We start from the raw sequence: 21076 nt of genomic DNA on the forward strand, positions 1-21076 counted from the left end.
GCGCTGCAGATTTCACCAGGAACACTCCGATGCATGAGCTCGCCATTGCGCAGGCCGCCATAGAGCTGGCCGAGCAAGCGGCCCGAGGCCGGCGAGTCCGGCGCGTGACGATCGAAGTCGGCGAATTTTCTGGCGTCCTGCCCGAGGCTTTGTCCTTTTGCTTCGATCTCGCCGCACAAGGCACGCTCCTCGATGGGGCAGAGCTCGATCTTCGCAAGATTTCCGGTTTGGCGCGGTGTGAATCCTGCGCAGCGGAATTCGACGTCTCTTCGGAGCTGGCGACCTGCGCCTGCGGCGCGACTTGTTTAGTTTATCTGCACGGTCGCGAGCTAAATGTAAAAAGCATCGAGCTCTTCGAATGTGATTAGAATTCCTCGGCTTATACCAACCCGCGCCGAGACAGACTCACCGGGGGGCCGATTCCCGAATCGGTCAATTTGTGATTCGAGATGGCGAACCGACGGAGGTTCGTCATGGCGGCTGCAATTGGGTTGCGGAAAGACTTCGACGCGAAGGCTCTTCGGGGCCTGGCCAAACGCTCGAAAGACGGGCCGCAGGCGCGTCGTCTCCTGGCGCTGGCGGCGGTCTATGACGGCGCGGCGCGCAGCGAGGCGGCCGAGATCGGCGGGGTGACGCTGCAGGTCGTTCGCGACTGGGTGCTGCGCTTCAACGCGCATGGGCCGGAAGGTCTCGTGGATCGCATGGCTCCGGGGCAGCCCTCGTTGCTCAATGACGAGCAGCGCGCCGCTTTGGCGCGCATCGTCGAGGAAGGTCCGACGCCAGCGATCCACGGCGTCGTGCGCTGGCGCATCATCGACCTCTGCCAATGGCCGTTCGAGACGTTCCGCCTCAGCATCTCCGAGACGACGGTGAGCCGCGAGCTGCGCAAGATGGGCTATCGCAAGCTCTCCGCGCGTCCCCGTCACCATGCGCAGGCCGCCGGTGCGATCGAGGATTTTAAAAAAGCTTCCCGGACCGCCTGGAGGAGATCGCCCGCGAGCAAGGCGTCCCGGCGTGTGACCTAGAGATTTGGTTTTCCGACGAGGCGCGCATCGGTCAAAAGAACAAGATCACGCGGCGCTGGGCGAAGCGCGGCTCGCGACCATCCGCCCCCAAGGATTAGCGCACGGCCTCGACATACACCTTCGGCGCGATCCGCCCAGGGACGGCAAGGGCGCCGCGCTCATCCTTCCCAAATGCGACACCTATGCGATGAGCCTGCATCTTGCTGAAATCTCCAAGCACGTCGCGCCCGACGCTCATGCCGTGCTGATGCTCGATCAGGCCGGATGGCACATGACCGACAAGCTCGACGTGCCCGGCAACATCACCATCCTGCCGCTGCCCGCGAAATGCCCAGAGCTCAACCCGACCGAAAACGTCTGGCAGTTCATGCGCGACAACTACCTCTCCAACCGTGTCTTCAAATGCTATGACGACATCGTGGCTCACTGTTGCGACGCCTGGAACGAACTCACCGATCAACCCTGGCGCATCATGTCCATCGGCCTGCGCGATTGGGCCTATCGGTTCTAATCACCGCGAGGTGGTATTAGGTAGACCGTATTCCAAAGGATGACGGCCGAGACGACGAGATTGAGGCCAGAGGCTCGATATCGTTGATTTTCGAAAGTGCAGTCGCGGATTTCGCCAGGCGGTGAAAGAATACCGCTCTGGCGAGGGCGTTGCGCGCCTCACCCTTGTTGAGACCCGCGTTCGTCCGCCGCCTCAGAGCCGGATCGCTGATCCAGTCGAGGGTGAAGAGGGTGCGTTCGAGCCGTCCTGTCTCCCGAAGCGTCTTCGCAAGCGCATTCTGTTTAGGGTAGGCGGCGAGCCGGCGCATCAGGATCGACGGCGCAACCGTTCCAGCTTTCACCGACGCGGCAAGGCGCAACGTCTCATCCCAATTTTCACCAATGATGCGGAAGTCGATGGCGCCGCCGATCATCGATTCAAGCGATTGATATGTCGCGCGAGCATCAGCGATATAGAGGCGGCGGTCAGCAAGATCGCGAATGCGCGGCGCGAATCTAAATCCCGTGAGATGGCAGAGACCGAACACGTGCTCGACGGCGCTCGCCGTGTCCGTATAGTGCTCCCGAATGTCCAGAGAGCATTCGTGGTGAAGCAGGCCATCCAGAATATGCGCGGCCTCACTGGCGTTGGCGGCGATGACCTTGGTGTGAAACGGCGCATAGCGATCTGAGATATGCGTATAAAACTTGACGCCCGCTCCGAGCCATATTGGCGTTGTAATCGGCGCGGGCTTCGCCATGGCCGCCTGCCTTGAAAAACTGTCCATCCGACGATGACGCGCCGCCGTCACCCCAGACCCTTGTGAAGGGCTGCGCGTGTATTGCTTCGGTCAGGTCAGGCATGCCAGCGCCGCCTGATAGGTTTCGTCGCGTACATGCCATTCCGCGATCCAGAGCAATCTCGAATGGCTGAATATCTTCGAGCTTCGCGCCATTCGGGCGAGGCCGAGATTGGTCGCGTCGGCGAGCAGCGCTGTCATCAGTCCGATGCTTTCGTCGGGCGGCGCGCCGGTTCGAAGATGACCGAAGCGCCCGGCGCAGCGCGTCCAGCCATTGACTTCGGCGAGGAGCTCGGTAATCCGCAGGCGGGGCAGCATGCTGTAGAGCCGCCGCGCAACATCGTCTACTTCTTCGTTTTCGTTTTTGCGAATGGGGCTGATTGATAGCCCTTCTGCAGTGATCGCCGCCTCGACAAGCTTGCCAGCTGACGCGAGCGTATCGATTTCATTAAGCCGCGCCTCGAGTAAGACCGTTCGCTCGGTGCGCCGGTCCCCGAAGCAATCAGGGACAGCCAGCCCCAATTCGCTTTCTTGTCGCCGTGCGACAAAGGCCTCGGGCGGCAACAGAAAATCGCCGAAGGCGCGGAAGGCGCAGCTGCCTTCGACCCAAATGTCTCCGGACCGCAAGCCGTCGCGTAACGTCATCATGACCGCGACCTCATAAGCTCGATAATCGAATGTGGGGCCTCTTCCAACGAGCTTGCGCCATGTCGCTTTCAGAAACGCCGTCGAAGGACGTTGCGGGAGTTGCTTCGGCCGCGCCGCATAAAGTCCGAGGCCGTGATGTCCTGATGCGAACAAACAACGCCCGTGGGCGAAAGCAGATTCGTGCTGGTTTCCTTCCCGGGGCTCGCATCCCGCTGCGGGGTGCGCGGCGCGGAAGTTATCTCAAGTTTCTCTACGAGAAGTGCGCTCGGGCTATGTGCAGACCTTCACCTTGTCATTCTAGCCGCACGGAAATTAGGCAGACTTAAGGGGATTGTTGGCCGGCGCGCAGGTCTCGCGGCTCTGGCGCTCGCCGGCCTCTACGCCCGCGTGCGCCGCGACTGAGCGCGTCGCCCCAACGCTTCCGGCCGCCGCCCCAAAAGGGCGGCGGCGCGATCCCGGAAGGGGCCGCTGAAGGCGCAAAGCGCGGCAAAGTCCATAAATTCGCGAAAGCGTCGCGGCGTCGTTTCCGTATCTCGGGGCCGCCCCCGGCCCGGTTCCGGGCGCTGGCGTCGCGGGTCTCGCCGCGCTGGCGCTCGCCGGCCTCTATGCCCGCACCCGCCGCGCCTGAGCGCGCCGCCGCGTGCTCGCCTAACCTTTCCGGCCGCCGCCCCTCGGCGGCGGTTCGGTCTTGCGGGCGCTTTAGCTTTTTATCCGCCTCGACTGCTTGAGCGGTTGCCGTGCGGTGCTCATCAACTTCTTGCGCCGAATCGCGCTCGGCGCCACGTTCAAACTGCCCGAAAAATAAATGGACATTAATGCTTTAGCGCCAGAGGAGCGATTTCCGCTCAGGGTCAAACTCCGCCGCGAGGCTATTGTTCAATCGAGTCCGCTCCTCCCCACCCCACTTTGCCGCCTCGACACGCGCGCTCTCGCGCTTCGGGTTCGCGCGAGCTGCGATAGTCTTAATTCTCTCGTCGTCCGCCATCCTGTGTGCCGGCGGCGCTTTGCTCGACGGCCTGGCCGTATGAAAGACGGCAATTGAGAAGATGGTGGCATGCGGATGGGACTCCAGCCATCGAATCCTGGCTAAGGGGGATCGAGATGTCGTTGTCAGGAGCCATTTTGGCTGGGTCTTCGTCACTTTCCGTGCAGCTACGACGTTTCACGGCGAGAAGAGCATTGAAAACACGCAGTAATTCCGATCCGTCCCATCATTTTTGCGCGAAACATTTTTCTAGGAGGCATCACGCTAAAGCCTGCTGTGTTTTCATGATGTTAGGGGTCTCAAATGGTTTTTGGCTGCACGGAAAGTGACGAAGACCCTTTTGGCTTGAGAATTTGACGTGAAGAAATTCAGCGAATTAACGGAAAGCCAGTCTTTGAGAATATCCAGTCAATTCGACAATATCGGCCGCCAAAGCCAGCTAATTTGAAAAATTCGATCTTTCAACATTTTAGATCGAATCGCGAACAGCACCGGCGACACAGCCCATTCTTGCGGCCAAAGCGGCGTGACAAGCCATCAGACGTGAGAATATGGTCAGCCGATATTGTCACGTTTCATGGCTTTTTCAGCTCGGAATCGGATATTCTCAAGCCAACATGGCTCCCGACAGTCTTTGGTGCGATTCAAGCGCACGCTCCATCCCTCGCCGTTATGCGCAGACTGGCTATACGATTTCGTGGCCTTCTGCGGGCGCCGACCCCGGCGAGCTCAGCTCTTGGCTCGATGATGCGCGCCATTCCGGCATCCGCGCCCTACAGCAGTTCGCGCGGATGTTGAGCCGCGACATCGACGCCCTCAGGAACACCATCGCCGAACCGTGGAGCAGCGGCCAGACCGAAGGCGAAATCAACCGATTGAAAACACTCAAGCGAGCCATGTCCGGCCGCGCGGGCTTCGAATTGTTGCGGGCGCGAATGCTGCCAATCCAATAAATTCACCTCCACGGAAAGCGACGAAAAACCCCATTTACGTTCAACACGACAACCCGCCTCCGATGACGATGAGAAGCATGACTCAAGGTATGACGAACCCCTCCATGTGCGCCTTAGTAAACATTTTTGCGACACCGGCATACCGCAGGCGCGGCGGCGAGATTGTTGTCGGCCGGCGCCATTCCTATTATAGAGCCGATCGACCCCTCCCCCGCCCCGTTTCGTCCGGTCGAGAAGCGCCGTTGTCGTTTGAGCGTTTCCGGGAAGCCCTCAAAAAAGAAGTTCGAAAAGCAATGCGAAGCCTCAGCGTCATTCTCGCGCTTATTCTTCTCGCGCTCGCCGGTTTGGCGCTCGCACCGGACACGCTGCCAGCGCCCTACGCCGACCAAGCGCGCGCACTATTGCCGACGGCGATCGCCGGGATGGCTCTTTTGCTCCTAATCGCCCTTGTCGCCGAGCGCCTGAAACCCCCAGCGCCCGCGCGGACCACCCCCGAGCCGGCGCAGCTTCTCGCAACAAAGCCGGCGGAAGCCAAGGCGGACGCCGAAGTAGTGAACCTCCTTTCGATTTTTCAGGAAAAGGGCCGCCTGGTGGATTTCCTGATGGACGACATCGCGGGCTACAGCGATGCACAGGTCGGCGCTGCGGGGCGGGTTCTGCACCAAGGATGCAGAGCGGCTCTCCTGGAGCATTTCGGGATCGCTCCCATCCGCTCGGAAGGCGAAGGATCGAAAATCACCGTCCCCCCGCAACATGCCGCGGACGATTACCGCCTCGTCGGCAAAATCAGCGGGGAGCCCCCGTTCACTGGAACGCTCATCCACCACGGATGGCGGGCGGAATGGGTGAAGCTGCCGCGTTTAGTGACGACACACGTAGACCGGCTGCCGGTGATCGCCCCCGCCGAGGTTGAGGTTCGATGACACACCGGTTCAGTGTCGGGATCGACCTCGGCACGAGCAACAGCGCGATCGCGCTCTCGAGGATCGAGAGCGAGAGCACGCAAATCGTTGAGATCACCCAGGCGTTGGGACCCAATCGGGTCGGCGAGAAGCCCACTCTGCCTTCGGCTCTTTATCTTCCCCATCCCGACGAATTTCCCGAAGGGGCTTTCCCCCTGCCCTGGCGCACCGCCTGGCGGGGCGACCCGATCATCGGCCATTTCGCGCGCGACCACGGCGCGTTGGCGCCAGACCGCTTGATCACTTCCGCAAAATCCTGGCTGTCGAATCCGCATGTCGACCCCCGGCAGCGGGTTCTGCCGTGGAAGTCCGAAATCAAAGAAGAAAAACGCTCGGCCTTCGACTGTTCACGCATGTGCCTGGAGCACGTCAAAGAAAGTTTCCTGCACGCGATGGGCGCGGGGAATGGCGATATCGATCTCGCAGACGCGCAATTCGTGTTGACCGTCCCGGCCTCTTTCGACGAAGTCGCGAGAAGCCTGACGGCGGAAGCCGCGGAGGCGGCGGGCCTTGGGAAGGTCGTGCTGCTGGAGGAGCCGCTAGCCGCGTTCTACGCTTGGACGGCGCAGGCCGGCAAGGATTGGCGCGCGCAGGTCCGCCCCGGCGACATCGTGCTCGTATGCGACATCGGCGGCGGCACCGCCGATTTCACGCTGATCGCGATTTCGGAAAAGGAAGGCGTCCTCGACCTCGACCGCATCAGCGTCGGCGAGCACATCCTTCTTGGCGGCGACAACATGGATCTTGCGCTCGCCTATGCGCTGCGCGCCGGTCTCGAAGCGGAGGGGAAGTCGATCAGCGAGACGCAGTTTCTCGCGCTGATCCATTCCGCCGGCAAGGCGAAGGAGGCGATGCTCGAAGACGAAACCGTGTCCGAGTTTCCAATCGCCGTGCCGTCGAGGGGGTCGAGCCTCTTCGGCGGGACCGTCTCGACGAAACTCGATCGCGCGACGCTCGAACAGATCGCGCTCGACGGTTTCTTCGCCAGAACCGCGATCGAAGACTTGCCGCAGCAGACGCGGCGCGCGGGATTGCAAGAATTCGGGCTTCCTTACGCGAGCGATCCGGTTATCAGCAAGCATCTCGCCCGCTTCCTCACGCGCAGCCTGGAGAATGTGAAATCGAGCGCAGCGCTATCGTCCTTGATCGGCGCCGAGGCTCGCTCGAAGCCGTTTCTCGCGCCAACGGCCGTCTTGTTCAACGGCGGCGTCTTCAAGGCCGCGCCGATCCGCCGGCGCGTTCTCGATCTGCTGTCGGCGTGGAGCGACGGCGCGCAAGTGCGCGAGCTCGCCGGCTACCAGCCCGATCTCGCGGTGGCGAAAGGCGCGTCGATCTACGGACGCAATCGCGTCACCGGCAAGGGGCTGCGGATCAAGGCGGGCGCTTCGCGCTCCTACTATATTGGGCTCGAAAGCTCGATGCCGGCGGTGCCCGGCTTCAAACCGCCGCTCAAAGCCCTCTGCGTCGTGCCGCAGGGGATGGAGGAAGGCTCCGAAGTCCTGATCGAAGGGCGGGATCTCGCGCTCGTCACGGGGCAACCCGCGGAGTTCCGATTCTTTTCTTCCGAGGTGCGGAGCGGCGACGCGCCGGGAGAGATCATTCCCGACGCCGAACGCGAACTGCTCGAGATCAGCCTTCTCGAGGTCGATCTCGCGGCCGTCGAGGACATCCCCGCGGGTCAACCGGTCCCCGTGCAGATCAACGCCGCGGTCACGGAACTCGGAACGCTCGAATTATGGATGAAGCACGCCAAATCGGAGCGCCGCTGGAAGGTCGAATTCCAGGTCAGGACGGAATAGGCGCAAATAGCGCCGGTTGTCCGGCGCATGACCGCCCTCGAGTAGAGAGTTGCAAGGTTAGGCGATGACGCGGCCCAAATTCAGCATTGGCGTCGATCTCGGCACGAGCAATTCCGTCCTGGCCTATTCTTCCCTTTCAGGCGAACGACATTCCGAGGTTTTGGCGATTCCGCAATGGGACACGCCCGCGACGATGGTGGACGCCGTGACGATCCCCTCGTTCCTCTATTTGCCGGAGGAAGCGATCGCGGCGTTAATGCGGGCGCGCGACTTCGGCTCCGGCGCTTGGGCGGTCGGCCGGCTGGCGAAGCGCAAGGCGAGTGAAACGCCGGGGCGCGTCGTCCAGTCCGCGAAATCCTGGCTCTGCCACCACGCCGCCGACCGCACGGCGCCTTTTCTGCCGTGGCGCTCCGAAACGGTGGCGGAGCAGGACAAGATCTCGCCCGTCGCCGCCTCGGCGCTCATTCTCGCGCATCTGCGCGCGGCGTGGAACGACCGGTTTGCGGAGCAAGGGGCGGGCTTCGTGTTCAACGCCCAAAACATCACCATCACCGTGCCGGCCTCCTTCGACGCCGCGGCGCAACGGCTGACCCTCCTCGCGGCGCAGCAAGCCGGCTTTCCGGATAGCGTGCGCCTGCTGGAAGAGCCCCAGGCGGCGTTCTATGCGTGGCTGGAACGGAAGGGGGGCGCTGATCCCTGGAGCGCCTTGCCCGATCCGGGACTCGCCCCGCGTCACATATTGGTGATCGACATCGGCGGCGGCACGTCGGATTTCAGCCTGTTCGAGCTTCGTCGGCGCGCGGGCCGAAGCGAACCCGACATCACGCGGGTCGCCGTGAGCGACCATATCCTGCTCGGGGGCGACAACATCGATCTCGCGATCGCGCATTTGGCGGAAACGCGGCTCGCGACCACAGAAGCGGGACTTTCGGCCGCGCAATGGGATCATCTCATCGCTCAGTGCCGGTCCTTGAAAGAAAGAGCGCTCGGCGACCGGGAGGGCTCGCCAGAGGAGACTCTTACGGTCTCGATTCCAGGCCGCGGCTCGAGCGTCCTCGCGAGCACTTTGTCTGCGATAATCACGCGCGCGGAACTGGAGGACATGATCCTCACGGGTTTCTTCCCCGAGTGCAAATTGACCGACCGTCCGCGGCGCCTTTCCGGCGCGGTGAGGGAGTGGGGCCTTCCCTACGCCTCCGACAGCGCGATGACGCGGCATCTCGCCGCGTTTCTGCGCGGTCGTCCCGCTGTCGACGCCGTGCTGTTCAACGGCGGCTCGCTCCTCGCCCCGCGCCTGCGCGAGCGGCTTTGCGCGCAGATCGCCGCCTGGCAGGAGGGCCGGCCGCCGCTGACGCTGGAGAATGCGGAGCTCGACCTCGCCGTCGCGCGCGGTGCGGCCTATTCCGGCAGGCTGTTCTGGCAGGGAGAGCGCCGCATCGAGGCGGGCGCGGCGCGCGCGGTCTTTGTCGAAGCGCATGGGACGGCGCATGGCGACGACAAGGCGTCGCGCCGGCCGCTCATCTGTATTCTCCCGCACGGCGCTCCCGCCGGGGAAGAATTCGAGCTTTCCGATCTTGATCTTTATCTTCGCGTCAACACGCCGGTGCGGTTTCAGCTTTTTACCTCCACGCGTCACGACGAGACAAAAGCCGGCGACGTCATCGGGCTGACGGCGGACGAATTCTATGCCTTGCCGCCGCTCGAAACCGTTGCGACATCGGCGCGGGGCGTATCCGCGATCCCCGTCGCTTTGAACGCAAAGATCAACGAACTCGGCCTGCTTGCGCTCTCGTGCCGCAGCCTCGCCGCCGACGTCCCCGGCTCCTGGCCGCTCGAATTCAACCTCCGGCCGCACGAGCGCGACGTGGCTGCGGCTGCCGCGCCGGAAGCCGAGGCGCCGGCCGGTCTCGGCATCCCACCGGAGGCGCTAGCCGAGGCGAAACAACGGATCGCCGCCGCCTTCGCGAAGCCCCTCGGCAAGCGTGACAAGCTCACGGCGTCTCGGCTCATCGAGAGCCTGGAGAAGGTTCTCGGTCGCTCCAAGGGCGACTGGAGCGCCACCCTGATTCGCAATCTTTGGGCGAGTCTCGCGGCTAATCACAACGCCCGCGCTGTTTCCATCGAGCATGAGGAGACCTGGCTCATTCTCGCCGGTTTCCTCCTGAGGCCCGGCTTCGGTCTCGCCATGGACGAACACCGCATCGACGAGCTTTGGGCTATTTGCCGGGAGGGGCTGAGGTTTCCCGGCAAAAGAACGAAGCTTCAGGAATATGTGTTGTGGCGTCGGGTCGCCGGAGGCCTCACGCAGGAGCGGCAGGAGGCCCTGCTCGCCGCTGAAAGACAGAAAATCCTTCTGCAGAAGAACGCGCCCCCCGAGTTGATCCGCATGGTTGGGGCTTTCGAAAGGATCGGCCAGGAACTCAAGCGGGAGCTGATCGAGCGTTTCATTGATGCGGTCGCGGAGCTGGCGGCCGAGAAGAAGCATTGCGCGCCATATCTCTCGGCCTTGGGATTCCTCCTGTCTCGCACACCGTTTTACACCGGACCAGAAAACATCGCACCGCCGGCGCTTGTCGAAAAGGCATACGAGGCGTTGCGCCGGTTCGATTGGAAAGATCCGGAGTTCGTGGAGGCCCAGACGCTCTTTTTGCGCGCGGCCCGCGCTGTCGACGACCGGCGCCTAGATCCGCCGAACGCGCTGCGCTCGCAAATCGCCGACAAACTCGAGAAATGCGGCGTCCCTCCTGTCAGGACAGGCCGTATCCGGAGCGTGGAGCCGGTCCAGCGCGCGGAACGCTTGAGTTTCTATGGCGAGGCCGTTCCGCCCGGACTGATCCTGAGTGGATTTGAAAATATGATTTCCGACCGCACGGGATGTCCCCACTCCTGAAAGCCGATCCCGGTGTCAGGAGACATTTTGGCTGGGTCTGCGTCACTTTACGTGCACATGGCCGTTTCGAACGGAAGCATTCGCGCTCGCAGCAGCTCAATGCCTGCGCGACCATACATGGCGCGCTTTAGCGTTTTGAGACGGTTGAATTGCCCTTCGGCTTGGCCGCTGCTCCAATGTTCGCGGCACGGTCGCGGAAATGTGATCGACGAGACGGCCGGCCTATTCCCTGCCGGACGAAACGTGGGAGATGACGTGAGTTGGCCGTCAATGTATTTTTTGGGGCCAATTTGCGTCAGAGCATCGACATGCAAACCGCTTCATCGAAATCCTAATCAGTGGCTGCACTTTTGGGGAGGCCCTGAGCGCGGCAAGTCAGCGCGCGAAGGACTTCGACGTTGCGGCCATTCTTCGCACTCTTCTGGCCAGCGAAGCGCTCACGACCCTCAACATCTGAAATCGGTTGGCGCTTCGCCAGAAGCCTCGATCCCGACGAATTCTGGAGCTTGAGATTTCATGGACATAACGAAAAACATCGCCGCTTGGCTGGATGCGATTCCCTATTCCATAATCGCTCTCTTCCTTCGCGTCGTCGCAGCGCGTCCCTTCTTCGTCTCCGGCCAGACGAAGATCGAAGGACCGACAGTCGGTCGCGAAATCTTCGGGCTCGATTTGGCGGTCCAGATCCCGACCGCCATCCGGAGCGCGATATTCACCTTGTTCGCCGACGAATACAAATTGCCTTTCCTTTCGCCAAATGTCGCCGCCTATGTCACGCCGCCGCGGAGTTCGTGCTGCCTCTGTTGCTCGTGCTCGGGTTTTTGACGCGCCTTTCCGCGCTCGGTCTCCTTGCCATGACAATGGTCATACAAATTTTCGTCTACCCCGACGCATGGTGGACCGTTCACGCCTACTGGGTGGCGCTGTTGGTCGTCCTCATTGCGCGCGGCCCCGGCGCGATCTCGCTCGACTATTTGATCTTCCGGAAATGATCGCCTCTGAGGCGATCTCGCGGCGCTCCCTAATGGCTCTTCTCATCGGTGCGACAATGACGGCGCCATTCACGGCACGAAGCGAAGTGGAGGCGACGCCACCGCCATTGAGCTCAGCGACATCGCAGTTTATCGAACTGAGGCCCCTGGTCGAGGCGCCAGCCCTCAAGCTCGAACGGATCGACGGCAAGATGATCGGTCTCCGATCGCTCCGGGGAAAAGTGGTCCTACTGAGCTTCTGGGCGACGTGGTGCCCGCCGTGCCGCCGCGAACTGCCGCTGCTTGAGCGGCTTCAACAGATTCTCGGACCTCGGGATTTCGAAGTGGTTGCGGTTTCAGTCGATCGGGAGGGCAAGTCGGCGGTCACGGCGTTCCTCGAACGCGCTAGCGTCACACGCTTGCATCCATTCCTCGACCCCAATCGGAGCGTTGGCGTCACCAACACCGAAAATGGAACGTCACCTTTCGTTCTTTATGGAATGCCGATCAGTTACGTGATCGACCGCCAAGGACGGCCGGTAGGTTACATCACCGGCGAAGTTGATTGGACTGCTGACGAGGGACTCGCATTTTTGCGCCACTACATCGCCGATGAGAGGTAACTGGGGCGCCGCCGTTCAAGGAACGATCCGGTCGCTCACCACTGCAATTCCGTCTTCGGCGGTTGGATCGAGGCGCACGACATAGATCCCCTTGGAAGCGAAGCGCTGAGTGGGACCGAGGACGAGCGCCCCCTGTGTGCGCTGACCTTGAGAGACGCAACGCCTTTCCCTTGACGGACGCCGCTTCCTCCATGGACGGACCCTCAGCCTCGAGGAGCTCCAGACTCGCAACGCGATCTCGACGGCTTGAGCGCGACCGGACCGCCAAGCATTGGGAAGTCCGGCAATTGGCGCGAATTGAAAAACTACGCTTGAACGCAACCATTGGGCGTCCGAGAAATGCGGCGACCAAGGGCTTCGTGGGCTCGGGGAAACAGGCTTTGTGTGAGCTAACCGCAAAGGGCAAGATCGGCATGCCAATAGGCTCGATCGGGCAAACTCCGCGACGATCGGCGTGCAGAGGTTGCAAAACCTTTCGGGTGAGTCTGACAAGGCGCCAGCTGTAACTTTGTCGGCGTTGACACGAATATCGGTTGACGCATCAAATCCAGTGGAGAAGGACAAACCTGATGAAGATACGCGACCTGATCGCCGCCGCGCTCATTGCCGCCGTACTCCCGGCGCTCGCCGCCGAAAAGTCCGATTACAGCCGCAGCGGCTTTGCGCAAGCCCAGGACTCGGGCGCGCCCGTTCTGGTTGAGGTCTTCGCGCCGTGGTGCTCGGTCTGCCGCGCGCAGCAGCCGGTGCTCGAGAAGCTCGAAGCCGATCCGCAGTTCCAAAATCTAAAAGTGTTCCGCGTCGACTTCGACAAGCAGAAGGATGCGGTCCGCAGCTTCGGCGCCAAGAGCCAAAGCACGCTGATCATGTTCAAGGGCAAGAAGGAGACGGGCCGCAGTGTCGGCGACACGGATCCAAACTCCATCAGCGCGCTGATCGGCTCGGGTTACTGAGCGATGAATCTCGGCGCGGTCAGCCTCGCCGCCCTTGCGGGCGCGCTCTCCATTCTCTCGCCTTGCGTGCTGCCAATGCTGCCGCTGGCGTTCGGCGGCGCCGCGTCGCAAGGTCGAACGGCTCCGGTTCTACTCGCGCTTGGCGTCGCTTTCTCTTTCACGATGGTCAGCATTTTCGTCGCGACGATCGGCTTTTCCATCGGCTTGGACGGCGACGCTTTTCGTGGCGTCGCCGCAGCTCTGATCGTGGGTCTTGGCATCGTTCTGCTGTGGCCGCCGTTGCAAACGCGCGTCGTCGCCGGGTTAGGACCGCTCAGCGATCGCATCGACAGGGCTTTTCGTGGCGCTTCGGTGGTCAAGGCCCTTGGACCCTTGGGACTCGGCGCGACCATCGGGGCCGTCTGGAGCCCTTGTGCTGGGCCGACGCTGGGGGCGGCATCGCTAATGGCGTCGCGCGGCGAAAGTCTGGGGCAAGCTGCGCTGATCATGGCGGCCTTCGGGCTCGGAGCCGCCGCTCCATTGCTCGGACTGGGACTTCTCTCACGCGAAGTGTTTTCGCGGTGGCGCGACTCACTAATCGGTGCAGGGCTACGCGCGAGGCAAGCGATGGGCGTGTTCTTGATCGTGCTCGGCGGCTTGATTGTCTCTGGCCACGACAAGCAGCTCGAAGCCGCCCTTCTCGATGCGTCACCGGCATGGTTGTCGCATCTGACGACGCGGTTCTAAATCAGGTCTGACCGTCGATCTGATCCCCCCCCCAAAGAACGGGTCCACCTTGAAGTATGTCTTCGGACAGGAAAAGGAGGACCGTTATGCGGAGGAAGAGACCGACTCCCGAGGAGATCGTCGCGAAGCTGCGCCAGGTTGATGTCCTCGTGTCGAAGGGCAAGAGCGTCGCGAGTCCAGGATGCATCAAGCGGGCCCGCCGGCTTAAGAAGGGCCGGCAGTTATCCTGCTATGGCTTCACGGGGGGCGCGTCGGCCCCTGGACGAGGAGTCCCCTCCTGACCGCGTTCTTGACCCAATGTCGCAGTCAAGGCCGTGATTCCCGCTAAGCCGCCGAGTTGCATGGTTTCGACGGCCGTGCTCGGCACGATAACGATCGTCGCGTTGTTTTTCTTCAAACCCTCATAGAGCATGTTCATCGCCCGCAGATGGAAGGCAGTGGGATTATTCGCGTAAGTCTTTGCGGCGTCGCCAAATTTCTCGGCGACCTGACGTTCTGAATCGCCGAGAATTACGCGCGCCTGGCGCTCGCGCTCCGCTTGCGCCTGCATCGACATCGCATCCTCTAAGGCCGACGGGATCAGGACATCCTTCACTTCCACTGAAATTACATTGATACCCCAGGGCTCGGTTCGGACATCGATGATCTTCTGTAGCTCGTCGCTGATCTTTTCACGGCCCTCCAGCATGTCAGAAAGCATTGTCTTGCCGATGACGTCGCGAAGCGCGGTTTGAGAGGCCCAATTGATGGCGCTCGTGTAGTCGGCGACGTCGAGAGCGGCCTTCTTTGGGTCGATGACTTTCCAGAACAGCACCGCGTCAACATCCACTGGCACCGTGTCCTTGGTGAGCGTCTTCTCTGCCTTGAACGCACTCGTGATCACGCGGATGTCGATCCAATAGGCGATAACATCGATGATGGGAATGATGAGAAACAAGCCGGGGCCCCTAAGGGCGTGGAAACAGCCGAGCCGCAACACCACGGCCCGTTCCCACTGATCGGCAACCTTCACGGAATACGAGACTATGAAAGCGGCGAACGCGGAACCCGCAGCGATTGAGGCGCTTTTGCTGTAGTCGGGAAGCGCGAAGGCCGAAAAGGCGAACGCCAAGCCCGCGCCCAGAATGACAACGAAAATCAATATCGGCAGAGCACTGGAGTTTCTCATATCGATTCCACCCTCTCGCGCAACAGTCGGTTAGTAGAAATCGCTACCGCCGGCGCATCTCGATTGTCGCTGTATTGACGCCTCGATATTGAATTGAAAGATTGCCATCACATTTCCCCCAACGAAAAGGCGACCTCGGCAATTCAGATCATCTGATAAGTAGTTGTCTGCCTGACAACGGCAAGCACGATGGCTGTCGCGTTGCCTTTAATGTGCGTCGCCAGATAATTGGATCTGCCTCATTCTCTGTGGCCGAGCTGCTTTTAAGCTCAAGGATTCCTAACTTGAGCGCATGCAAGAGAAATTGGGATGGGTTCCCGGACCGGGCGTGCAGATTCTGGACGCCGAACAGGTTGACGGCAATTGGATCATTTCGGCGCGCCTTGAGCAGTCTGGCTCCTGTCACGGTTGCGGGAAGCCGTCGAGCTTTCGGCAAGGCTGGCATGAGCGTCGTCTTCAAGGACCTCCCCAGTTGCACGGAGCCAACGCACTTCGATGCCTCGGGCGCAGGGGAGGAGCGGACGCGTTGGAACGACGCGCGGGCGGCGCAGGTTGATCCTAACCAGACAACTTTAGCATCCGTGCCCGGAGTCAGTCGATGACATCGCTTGCGCTACGGTCCGGCGGAAACACCGGGTAAAAGACGTGCTCGATCCGATGCTGCGAAATGATCATCGTCAGCCGCTTGAGCAAACGCATGCCCGCGGTCTCAAAAGTCGGCAATCGCAATGCCTCGGTCAATTTGAGGTCACTGTCTGATAGCAACGCAAACGGAAGGTGCAGACGCTCCGCAGCTTCCATCTGATAGGCGGTCGTCTGCGTGGATAGGCCAAACAGGTGAGAAACCGAGAGTTGGCGCAATTCATCGAAATGGTCGCGAAAGGCGCACGATTGCGGAGTGCATCCGTGGGCGCCGGGATCATGTCCCATCCATCAGGAAGCGGTATGTCCGGTCCTCCCGTCATCGGATAGGCATAAACGACAATCATTCCGCCAAGTCGATCAGTGAACCCTCTGTCGACCGAAGCTGGACGGAAGGTATGGGTGAACCAACGATGTGCCGTGCGGCATTGTCGTCTGTGGGAGCCGGAATTTCGACCAGTCGACTGACAAGAGGTTGGTCATAGGTCCTACCGTTAGTTCCGAAACTCTATCATAGCGGGGGCGCCTTGCGTCGTGTAGTGGCGCCAACCCGAAGCGCGAGAACGCGCGATTCGAACGGTGCGCCGGTGACGCAGTTTGATCCCAAGCGTATGTTGGCTGCCGCAAGAGCGTTTTCCAAATGCGCGTTCGGACGCTCTTTTGCCGCAAGCGCGGCGATCAGGATCGCGCGGACATTAATCTCGGCGCGCGGTTGTTTGATCCAAATGAGCGACGGCTGCGGCGCCGTTATTTGCAATGCTCGTCAAGGTATTTCGTCTCAGCATTGTTCTTGATTGTAAGATCCTCGAAGGTCAACCCGCCTTGCTTTGTGCTTCCTGTCCAGGATCCATCTTCATTGCGCTTCCATTCGGAGCACCTCATATGGATGCGTCCTGGCGCGTCGTTGGCCTGCTGTGCAAGGGCGAATGATGGCCAGAGCGCTGCAACAGCTTTCTGCTTCACCAATGTCAGCCGAGGAGGACGCTCCACGGACCGGAGCCCGACTCCGCCCGCGGCCGCTGCGGAGATGACCGCGAGTTGGATTCCAGTCGCCGCAGGCTCTTCGAACAATTTCTCCGAGTTGGACGCATTTGAGATTCTCGAGCCGCTCATGGGCGCCGCCATTGCGGCTATTCCCATAAAGACAGCCAAAACTGGGATCGCCAAAGCTGTGCTTCTAAGGAACGCCATTTCTTCCTCCATCACATCAACGCTCACACATTGGCCCATCCGAACTCGAGCTTCATCTCCCCAACGACGTTAAAACGATTGGCGCGATCGATCGACAGAAGCTCAACAAAGAATTGACGCGGAGCCTGATAAATTCAATCTTGCGTGACGATATATTTTGCCGCGCATGCGGGAAGTCCCCATGCCTTTTGACGGCGGAAGGCGCTCAGGAGATGAAGGACTAAGCCGACGAGGGAGCCGCGCTGGAATCTCTTTGCGCCATCGTTCAGCTTGCTGTCTCCTCTGTCAGCCACGCGCGCGCTTCGCCGATTCGGAAGACCCCGGGGGACCACGCAAAGTCGTGGGGACCGCAAGTTCTCAATAGTTAGGCTCTAGGTATTTCTGACGGTTTTGTTCGCTTAGCCGCCTTCGAGATGGGGCCAGAAGCCAGCGCCACCCACAGTTTTGCGTGCTCTCATCGCCAGCGTCCCAGACGCAGGTCGAGCACGAGCGGCCTTCCCTGCACGGAAGGCGCAACCTTAGCAATCAGCTCCCCAGAAAGTGACGAAGACCCAACAAGATGTCCAAGCCCGCCGCAAACCGGCAATTTCCAACAATAAGATGTATCCCGACGGCCCGCTTCATTGTCTTGCCGGAACGCAACGTGATGGTGCTCAAAGCATGCACGCCGGCCGGCTTCGAAGCATTCCTATTACGCCGCTAGACAGAAGGGAACCGTTCAGTGCGCCTCCTGTTCGAAGAGATACGGCAACAAGGCTACACCGGCTCTTATAGCCATCTGGCGCGTTTTGTCGCGGCATGGAAAGATTCCGAGCGACCGCTGGATGTGATTGTCGAGGCGACAGTCGAGCCACCATCCTCAACATTGGCGGCGCCTGACTTTCACCCTTGTTTCAAGGCGCCGGCGATTGATCCGACGACGGGTCGCCGCATTTCGCCGCTGACCGCCGCCGCGCTTTGCATGAAGCCACGGGGACAAATGACGCCTCGTCAAATCTGCACCGTTGACGCGTTGAAAGCGGCGTCGAAGGAGTTTACGATAAAGCGTCAACTTGCCATGCGGTTTAGAGGCCTTTTTCACAGCGGCTCCCGGGAGAAGCTGAACGAGTGGCTATGGGACGCGCTCTCTTGTGGCATTTACACCATCCGACGTTTCGCAACGACGCTGCGTCACGACATAGACGCCGTGTAAAATGCCGTGATGGAGCCTTGGAGCAACGGACAGACAGAAGGACAGATCGATCGACTGAAGACGCTCAAGCGGTCTATGTATGGCCGCGCAAGCATCGAATTGCTTCGCGCACGGATGCTACCGTTGCAGGACTCCAACTTGCACCGAGAGTGAAGAAGAGCCAGCCAAGGTGCCTCCTGACAGACTGCGTCTCAAGGCCTGATACATGACCTCACCCGATCACACGGCCAAGCCGATCGAAACATCTTGCGCGAACGGGGGCATCCATACATGAGGAAGACCCCCTTCTCTGTATCTCGGCGCGACTCTCGGCGGCGCTTTCGCCGGTATCGCAGCCATTGCGCTCCCGAATGCTGGCGTGACGGTACCCTCTGCGGCCATCGTTGGGATGGCGGCGATGGTCGGCGCCGGGACGGGCGGGGTCATGACGGCCATCGTCGTGGTCTTCGACGCGCGACTATGACGTCATCGTACCGGTGATCGTCGCGGTGGCGGTAGCGGCCAACGTGAGGCGCGCGCAAGGAAAGGCATATAAATCTCTATTTGGTGAAACAGGCCAAGGACGTCATGGAACAAACCTTCGTGCTCGCAGAGGCGGGCACGATCCTGAAAAAAGCTGTCTTTGGGGAGAATGGCGAAGATCAGCGCGCCGTCGTCGTTGCCCGCGATGGCAAGATCGCTGGCCTCATTCCTCCGCGCTCGAAACTCTGGCTCCAGTCGCGCAACAACCCCGAGAAACTCGTAGACGAATTTGTGGAACCGCGTCTCCTCATTTGCCGTGAGTTTGATCTCCTGAGCCGAGCGCTCGCAAGGTGGAAACGACATAAGTGTGATGCGGCGATCGTCGTCTAGGGCCCAGGAACGCCTAGAGTCGACGACGTAGTGGGGGTCACCACTAAAAGGACGATTAGTGATACGGTTATCGAAAACTTCGATGATTAGATAAGCGGCTAAGAGGCGTGACGACGGACAATGCGGGCAGCAGACGAGATCGACTTTTGGCGCGGCTTCGCGCTCGTGACGATCTTCATCAATCATATACCGGGTGGTTTTTTTGAGCGCTTCACTTTCAAGAATCTATCTATCTCCGATTCCGCCGAATTATTCGTGTTTCTAGCCGGCTGGGCGCTTCGCAAGGTCGTCGACGGCCCTGGACGGAACCTTTCTACGCCCTGGCTGACGCTGAGGCTGACAGCTCGGACGCTGCAGGTCTATTTTGCGCAGCTCGTCATCACGGAGCTTGCCATTGCGGTGTTGGCAGGAACGGCGCTCGCTCTCGACGCCCCTTTCCTTCTCGATTGGCACAATGCGTCCGCGGTGTTCGAAGACCCCGTTCGCGCTCAAGTCGGTCTCGCTCTGCTTTCGTATCAGCTCGGCTATTTCGACATCCTTCCGCTTTATGTGGTTTTGACCGCCGTCGCGCCGGCGATCGCCTTTGTCAGCCGCCACGCATGGCCCATCCTCTTGCTCGTCTCCCTAATGACGTATCTCTTTGCGCTGGCAACGGGTGCGAACTTCCCAACCTGGCCCGTGGAAGACACTTGGTTTTTCAATCCTTTGTGCTGGCAGTTCATTTATGTGCTTGGCTTTCTGCTGGCCGGCTCGCGAGGGCTCGGCGCCCTATCGCGTCGGTGGCGGATGACGCTCAAATGGGCTGCGGTTGCGATCGTCGCCGCTGGTGCGGTCTGCACTGCAGTCGGCTTCTCGCCCGACCCCGTCTCTTTGCCGGCGGCTAAGTTGATGTTCATGTTTGACAAGACTTATCTCTCGCCATCCCGGCTCATCCACAGCCTCGCGCTGGCCGCGCTCTTCGGCGGCTCTTTTCCTGCCATCAATTCCCGACTGCCTCGTACGGGAGCCTTTCTTTCGTCCCTAGGCCGTAATTCCTTGAACGTCTTCTGTGTTGGATCGCTCCTGAGCTTGATCGGGCAGATTTTTCGTTTCATCTATGGCGGCTCAATCGTGACCGACGCTCTTATTGTCGTCCTAGGCGTCGGAGCGATGGGGGGCGTCGCGTGGGCATCGGAATGGCGCGAACACATAAAAGCCAGCTTGGCGCAACGCTCGCCCTTTTGATCGGCGGGACGCTGGCCGCGGCTTCGCCGTCGCGAGCCGAGGGGACGCCCGCGCCGGCGATCGTGATCGCGCCGCCGCCTTTCAATCCGGCGTGCGCCGTGCCGAACTCGGACATCGCAGCGCCCTCGACCCTGCCCGTCCTTGCTGCGGCCCTTAAGGAACGCAAGGCGGCACGGCTACTCGCCATCGGCTCGTCCTCCACCGCGGGCGTCGGCGCATCTTCCAGCGACAAGACCTACCCGGCTAGGCTCGAAGTCGTTTTGGAGAGCGCGCTCAACGGCGCCGATCTGCAGATCATCAATCGCGGCGCGTCGGGCGAGACGGCGGATGTCGCCGCCGAAAGGCTGCGCGGCGAGGTCGCACTGACTAAGCCCGATGTCGTTCTTTGGCAGCTTGGCACCAATGACGCGCTCGCTCGCGTTCCAGTCGCGCAGTTCGAGGACACGGTGCGCTCCGCCGTAGCTTGGCTGAAGGAAAACCGGATCGACGTCGTCCTTGTTGGAATGCAATATACGCCGCGTCTCGCCAGGGATCCCAACTACGCTTCAATCCGGGAGAGTCTGAAACGGATCGCCACGGAACAGAATGTCCTGTATGTCCGCCGCTATGACGCCATGCGCTACATCGAGCAGGCGCACGCCAACCTTGAATTGATGTCGAGGGACAATTTTCACCTCAACGACCTCGGCTATGAATGCATGGCGGAGCATGTGGCCCATGCGATGATCCTGAGCCTTTTCCCGGCTAAGCCGCGGAGGTCGACCGAATAGATCGGCGATCGATAGCCTTGCAAACAGGACGAAGGCTGTTGAAATCGGCAGTTGATTGTGGCGCCGGCAACCGTAGTTCACAAGGGCAAGCCCGTTGGGGCGCAACTCGGTTGTGAAAGTCACCGGTCGAAAAATGCCCCTCGGTAGCTTGCGATCATGGCATCGGCGATATTTTCATTGGTCGGCCTAGACCCAACAGTCGTGTCGCCAGGGGCC

At 60.8% G+C, this 21076-nt stretch carries 18 protein-coding genes and 3 pseudogenes; 15 read left to right on the forward strand and 6 right to left on the reverse strand.

Annotated features, from left to right (window positions below):
- Positions 1 to 29: 29 nt before the first annotated feature.
- Positions 30 to 368, forward strand: a complete 339-nt coding sequence (locus QMG80_RS01915; RefSeq protein ID WP_085771281.1) for a hydrogenase maturation nickel metallochaperone HypA/HybF — start codon at positions 30 to 32, stop codon at positions 366 to 368.
- Between the two features lie 105 nt (positions 369 to 473).
- Positions 474 to 1536 (forward strand): annotated as a pseudogene (locus QMG80_RS01920) (IS630 family transposase).
- Positions 1537 to 1553: 17 nt separating this feature from the next.
- On the opposite strand, the pseudogene QMG80_RS21635 reads toward QMG80_RS01920, so the two are convergent.
- Both QMG80_RS21635 and QMG80_RS01935 read right to left on the reverse strand, forming a co-directional pair.
- Positions 1554 to 2321 (reverse strand): annotated as a pseudogene (locus QMG80_RS21635) (Tn3 family transposase); the annotation flags it as partial.
- A 44-nt stretch (positions 2322 to 2365) separates the two neighbouring features.
- On the reverse strand, positions 2366 to 2878 hold the full coding sequence (locus QMG80_RS01935) for a Tn3 family transposase (protein WP_158658679.1): 513 nt from the start codon (positions 2876 to 2878) through the stop codon (positions 2366 to 2368).
- 1686 nt (positions 2879 to 4564) lie between these two features.
- Between QMG80_RS01935 and QMG80_RS21640 the strand changes: the two genes are divergently transcribed.
- The 9 genes from QMG80_RS21640 to QMG80_RS01980 all read left to right on the forward strand — a co-directional run bounded on the left by QMG80_RS21640 (position 4565) and on the right by QMG80_RS01980 (position 13821).
- Positions 4565 to 4900, forward strand: coding sequence for a transposase (locus QMG80_RS21640; RefSeq protein WP_158658680.1), 336 nt, complete (start codon positions 4565 to 4567; stop codon positions 4898 to 4900).
- Between the two features lie 242 nt (positions 4901 to 5142).
- Complete coding sequence (locus tag QMG80_RS01945; RefSeq protein WP_281926160.1) at positions 5143 to 5823, forward strand: DUF2760 domain-containing protein; 681 nt, start codon at positions 5143 to 5145, stop codon at positions 5821 to 5823.
- Positions 5820 to 7661: an Hsp70 family protein gene (locus tag QMG80_RS01950; protein ID WP_085771286.1), complete on the forward strand. Its 1842-nt coding sequence runs from the start codon at positions 5820 to 5822 to the stop codon at positions 7659 to 7661. Before QMG80_RS01945 ends, QMG80_RS01950 begins: the two co-directional genes overlap by 4 nt.
- Before the next feature lie 64 nt (positions 7662 to 7725).
- Positions 7726 to 10551, forward strand: a complete 2826-nt coding sequence (locus tag QMG80_RS01955) for a hsp70 family protein (RefSeq protein ID WP_085771287.1) — start codon at positions 7726 to 7728, stop codon at positions 10549 to 10551.
- Between the two features lie 516 nt (positions 10552 to 11067).
- The gene (locus tag QMG80_RS01960; RefSeq protein ID WP_245300159.1) at positions 11068 to 11376 is read left to right on the forward strand and encodes a hypothetical protein; all 309 of its coding nucleotides are present in this window, start codon (positions 11068 to 11070) and stop codon (positions 11374 to 11376) included.
- A complete protein-coding gene (locus QMG80_RS01965) occupies positions 11361 to 11543 on the forward strand; it encodes a DoxX family protein (protein WP_245300251.1) in 183 nt (60 codons plus the stop codon). The genes QMG80_RS01960 and QMG80_RS01965 overlap by 16 nt, the downstream gene beginning before the upstream one ends.
- Before the next feature lie 32 nt (positions 11544 to 11575).
- Positions 11576 to 12145, forward strand: a complete 570-nt coding sequence (locus QMG80_RS01970) for a TlpA disulfide reductase family protein (RefSeq protein WP_158658681.1) — start codon at positions 11576 to 11578, stop codon at positions 12143 to 12145.
- Positions 12146 to 12714: 569 nt separating this feature from the next.
- On the forward strand, positions 12715 to 13095 hold the full coding sequence (locus tag QMG80_RS01975) for a thioredoxin family protein (protein WP_085771290.1): 381 nt from the start codon (positions 12715 to 12717) through the stop codon (positions 13093 to 13095).
- A gap of 3 nt (positions 13096 to 13098) precedes the next feature.
- A complete protein-coding gene (locus QMG80_RS01980; RefSeq protein ID WP_085771291.1) occupies positions 13099 to 13821 on the forward strand; it encodes a cytochrome c biogenesis CcdA family protein in 723 nt (240 codons plus the stop codon).
- Positions 13822 to 14050: 229 nt separating this feature from the next.
- On the opposite strand, the gene QMG80_RS01985 is transcribed toward QMG80_RS01980, so the two are convergent.
- The 3 genes and pseudogenes from QMG80_RS01985 to QMG80_RS01995 form a co-directional block, all read right to left on the reverse strand.
- Positions 14051 to 14932 (reverse strand): slipin family protein, encoded by an 882-nt coding sequence (locus QMG80_RS01985; RefSeq protein ID WP_245300161.1) that lies wholly within the window; start codon positions 14930 to 14932, stop codon positions 14051 to 14053.
- Between the two features lie 648 nt (positions 14933 to 15580).
- A pseudogene (locus tag QMG80_RS01990) lies at positions 15581 to 16114 on the reverse strand (peroxiredoxin).
- A gap of 264 nt (positions 16115 to 16378) precedes the next feature.
- The gene (locus tag QMG80_RS01995; protein WP_085771295.1) at positions 16379 to 16861 is read right to left on the reverse strand and encodes a hypothetical protein; all 483 of its coding nucleotides are present in this window, start codon (positions 16859 to 16861) and stop codon (positions 16379 to 16381) included.
- 682 nt (positions 16862 to 17543) lie between these two features.
- Between QMG80_RS01995 and QMG80_RS02000 the strand changes: the two genes are divergently transcribed.
- Positions 17544 to 18014 (forward strand): hypothetical protein, encoded by a 471-nt coding sequence (locus QMG80_RS02000; protein ID WP_085771296.1) that lies wholly within the window; start codon positions 17544 to 17546, stop codon positions 18012 to 18014.
- 337 nt (positions 18015 to 18351) lie between these two features.
- The gene (locus QMG80_RS02005) at positions 18352 to 18477 is read left to right on the forward strand and encodes a hypothetical protein (RefSeq protein ID WP_245300253.1); all 126 of its coding nucleotides are present in this window, start codon (positions 18352 to 18354) and stop codon (positions 18475 to 18477) included.
- Between the two features lie 2 nt (positions 18478 to 18479).
- Here the strand turns inward: QMG80_RS02005 and QMG80_RS02010 are convergent, their stop codons facing one another.
- Positions 18480 to 18839 carry a hypothetical protein gene (locus QMG80_RS02010; RefSeq protein ID WP_158658683.1) on the reverse strand — a complete coding sequence of 120 codons (360 nt, stop codon included), beginning with the start codon at positions 18837 to 18839 and terminating at the stop codon, positions 18480 to 18482.
- Positions 18840 to 18986: 147 nt separating this feature from the next.
- On the opposite strand from QMG80_RS02010, the gene QMG80_RS02015 reads away from it, so the two are divergent.
- On the forward strand, positions 18987 to 20090 hold the full coding sequence (locus tag QMG80_RS02015) for an OpgC family protein (RefSeq protein WP_085771298.1): 1104 nt from the start codon (positions 18987 to 18989) through the stop codon (positions 20088 to 20090).
- Entirely contained in the window at positions 20042 to 20860 is an 819-nt protein-coding gene (locus tag QMG80_RS02020; RefSeq protein WP_085771299.1) for an SGNH/GDSL hydrolase family protein, read from the forward strand. Before QMG80_RS02015 ends, QMG80_RS02020 begins: the two co-directional genes overlap by 49 nt.
- Positions 20861 to 21076: the final 216 nt, after the last annotated feature.

It is taken from the genome of Methylocystis bryophila (assembly GCF_027925445.1).
Lineage (GTDB): Bacteria > Pseudomonadota > Alphaproteobacteria > Rhizobiales > Beijerinckiaceae > Methylocystis > Methylocystis bryophila.